5 protein-coding genes are annotated in these 2,862 nt (G+C 36.3%); 3 read left to right on the top strand and 2 right to left on the bottom strand.

The window, feature by feature from the left end:
- Positions 1-823: 823 nt before the first annotated feature.
- The 3 genes from FFM73_RS12265 to FFM73_RS13255 all read left to right on the top strand — a co-directional run bounded on the left by FFM73_RS12265 (position 824) and on the right by FFM73_RS13255 (position 1,814).
- Positions 824-1,099, top strand: a complete 276-nt coding sequence (locus FFM73_RS12265; RefSeq protein WP_137631927.1) for a hypothetical protein — start codon at positions 824-826, stop codon at positions 1,097-1,099.
- A gap of 17 nt (positions 1,100-1,116) precedes the next feature.
- Entirely contained in the window at positions 1,117-1,332 is a 216-nt protein-coding gene (locus FFM73_RS13260) for a putative type II toxin-antitoxin system PemK/MazF family toxin (protein WP_373278679.1), read from the top strand.
- 260 nt (positions 1,333-1,592) lie between these two features.
- A complete protein-coding gene (locus FFM73_RS13255) occupies positions 1,593-1,814 on the top strand; it encodes a DUF3955 domain-containing protein (protein WP_137631926.1) in 222 nt (73 codons plus the stop codon).
- Between the two features lie 110 nt (positions 1,815-1,924).
- Here FFM73_RS13255 and FFM73_RS12255 read toward each other — a convergent pair whose 3' ends face one another.
- Both FFM73_RS12255 and FFM73_RS12250 read right to left on the bottom strand, forming a co-directional pair.
- Positions 1,925-2,239 (bottom strand): type II toxin-antitoxin system mRNA interferase toxin, RelE/StbE family, encoded by a 315-nt coding sequence (locus FFM73_RS12255; RefSeq protein ID WP_137631925.1) that lies wholly within the window; start codon positions 2,237-2,239, stop codon positions 1,925-1,927.
- Complete coding sequence (locus FFM73_RS12250) at positions 2,229-2,504, bottom strand: plasmid mobilization protein (RefSeq protein ID WP_137631924.1); 276 nt, start codon at positions 2,502-2,504, stop codon at positions 2,229-2,231. The genes FFM73_RS12255 and FFM73_RS12250 overlap by 11 nt, the downstream gene beginning before the upstream one ends.
- Positions 2,505-2,862: the final 358 nt, after the last annotated feature.

Below are 2,862 nucleotides of genomic sequence, written 5' to 3'. Positions count from 1 at the left end.
AACCAAGAAAACATGTTTATCCGAATCTTCCAAATCGCTGCTTAGTCCCTATTGCGAATGCCCCTAGAACAAAGGGTTATTTAGTGTACCCAAAATCCATTTAAAGGGTACAAAGTCCCGATATTTCCGATCTCGACCACTCAAATCCCGTAAGCAACAAAGAGCTTCCTCCGAAGAGAAAGCTCTAAATATAATCAAGTCGTTAATCAACACCGTTTGACAAAGACCCAGAAAAGCCAGGTTTCCTCAGAAAAAGGAAACTTGGCTTTTTTTAGACGCATTTTAAGCGAGGCTCTATAAACTTAATTATCCGACGATTCAATTACCTACAGTAAGGCTCAAAATTATTTCTATAGCCAGTAAGAAGAGTCCAGGAATTATAGACCCTATAATAAGACATAGGAAGAAATAAATTTTGGTTCTGCAGAGTCGAAAGATAAGCAGATCAGCCCAAATAAAGTAGTCAATTGCCATTAAACCACTTGAAAGACTGTGAATGGTCTTGAAAAAAGAAGCCAAAGTAGCTAACAATAAAATGAGTATCGCTATTACAAGAATGGTAAAATATTGTTTACTTGTAAACTGATTTGCAAAGTTGTTTTTTCTTGATTTAAAATTAATCATTACCAACTCCTAAATTTGACTAAATTAAGTCTATCATATTCATAGTCTTAGCATTGGTTATTTTAATACTAATACTTCGCATATAGCTGTATTTCATTTGGATAAATACCAGCCTGATCATTCAGCAACCATTTGCTGAATTGTGTCAGAAATGTGAACTTTCGTCTTGTATAGGAATCTATAGAAAGAGGTAATTAAGATGACTGCCGAAGACCGAGTAATTGGTGAGTATAAGGCACGGAAAGTTGGCAACGCAACAGTTATTACCATTCCGAGTAGCTTAGATGTTAGTGTGGGAGAAAAATTTATATTAAAGGTCAATGCAGCTGGCAATCAAATTATTTTAGAACGGGCAGAGAGTTCAAATCCGTGGGAAAATGGCCAATTCGACGACTTTGATTTTCGTAAAGATCTTGATGAAGTTGGCAACTATGGTATGGGTGAAGACTTTGGCAAGGAGAAAGTCGAATGGTAGTCAATTAAGGAGATTTCATCTGGATTGATGCTGAACCTCATGCCGGTCGTGAGCAAGGTGGTCATGATCCTGAGCATGGTAACATTAGGCGCCCAATGATTGTTCTGTCAACAGCTGCTTATTTTAAGCATACAGGTTTAATTTTAGGTATGCCGATTACTCATGTAACAAGCTCACGAGAAGATATCCGACCAACCATTAATGAGAAAAAAGTGGTATACATGGTTCGGTGATCACCTATCAACTTCAAAATTATGATTTCCAGGCACGTCGAGGTAAAGTCGTGGGTCATATGCCACATACTTTTGTTATGCGTTTATTGCCGATTGCAGCTGGCGCGCTAGGAATTAATTTGTAAGTTTTAGTTTCCGAAGACCAGATATCGTTTGTAAGATGTCTGGTTTTTTGATTGTCTAGTTTTGCAATCACTAGAAGAGACTATTTCCCTAAAGTGTGAAATAATGAAGTTTCAACAAGAAGGGACGGAATTAAAATGATTAAAACACGACTGCATTATTGGACATTAATTTTTGGCATAATTTTTCTGCTTGCTGGCGTGATTTGTTTTACCATCCGCCTTTTTACGCCTAGCTATATTGGCGAAAACGGGGTTTTACATGAACCCTTTTACTTGGTGATTCTTGGTTATTTCGGTCTGTTTGCCGGCGTGATTTTCTCGTGTATTTCATTTCTAACTCGAAATCGTACAAAGTAACTCGTAATGAGGGAATATCCAGAGTAGGCAACTGATTCAAAAAGGCATCCCAGCCGATATAGCTAGAACGCCAATATTGTGTGTTCAAATATATTTGTAAAACTTTTGATTTAATCTAGTAAACTATGGTTGCCAGTTGCAACTAAAATAAGCACTAGTTCTTCATGGTCGATGCGGTAAATAACGACCCATTGATCATATTCTTGCTTAAATTTCATCTTGGATTTTGATTTATACCTTGCAGGGTGAAATTCTCGATATCCAGCCCAATTACCATGCAAAGCGTGATCGTTAATTTGGCTTAATATTTTAATATCGTGCTTGTCAATGGCGTGTAAGCAAAGTGCTACAAGTTCTACTGGATAATGTTTTTTCTTTAATTTCTTAAATTCACGTTTGAGGGTGGGCAGCCCTTTAATCTTCATCTAAGTTTTCCGTCCATTTTTCAAAATCGTCAATATTACCAATAGTCTCAGCCATTTGATGTTGATCTTCGTATTTTGCTTGGTGTGCTTCCGGCGTATCCAGGAAACTAACCAATTTTACTTCATTATTAGCTGCTTTAACTAAGGATAAACGGATGTATTCAGATACAGTCAAGCCCATTTTTGCCAAATTGGCTTTAGCACGGTCATTGATATTTTGAGTGACACGGGTAGAAACCGTTTTATTTTTTTTAACATTTTGCATAGTATAACCCCCCTCAAAATGTTTACTATCGTATTACATATTTAGTTTAACAAGCAGTGGTAATTTTAGCAAGAATTTAAATCTACAACTTACCTCACTCGCTTAATATTTGATATTGGTAAATAACCAATATCCTTTTTAATTCTTCAATTTTTGATCATAACTACAGGCCTTACACTTGATTTGACAATTCGGAATCGATTAGGTTTTAAATTGGCCTATGATATTGAATACCCTCCAATTACAAACAGCAAAAAAAGGTGCTACGATATTTGGAGTTGATAGGCAGTTTGCCTTTCAACTCCTTTTTCTATACCATTATTATATTTGAACACGCAAATAGGACACTACACTATTT

The organism is Secundilactobacillus hailunensis (assembly GCF_005405185.1).
Lineage (GTDB): Bacteria > Bacillota > Bacilli > Lactobacillales > Lactobacillaceae > Secundilactobacillus > Secundilactobacillus hailunensis.
The sequence above is the reverse complement of the archived record's forward strand: the minus strand, read 5'-3'. Positions and strand labels throughout refer to the sequence as shown.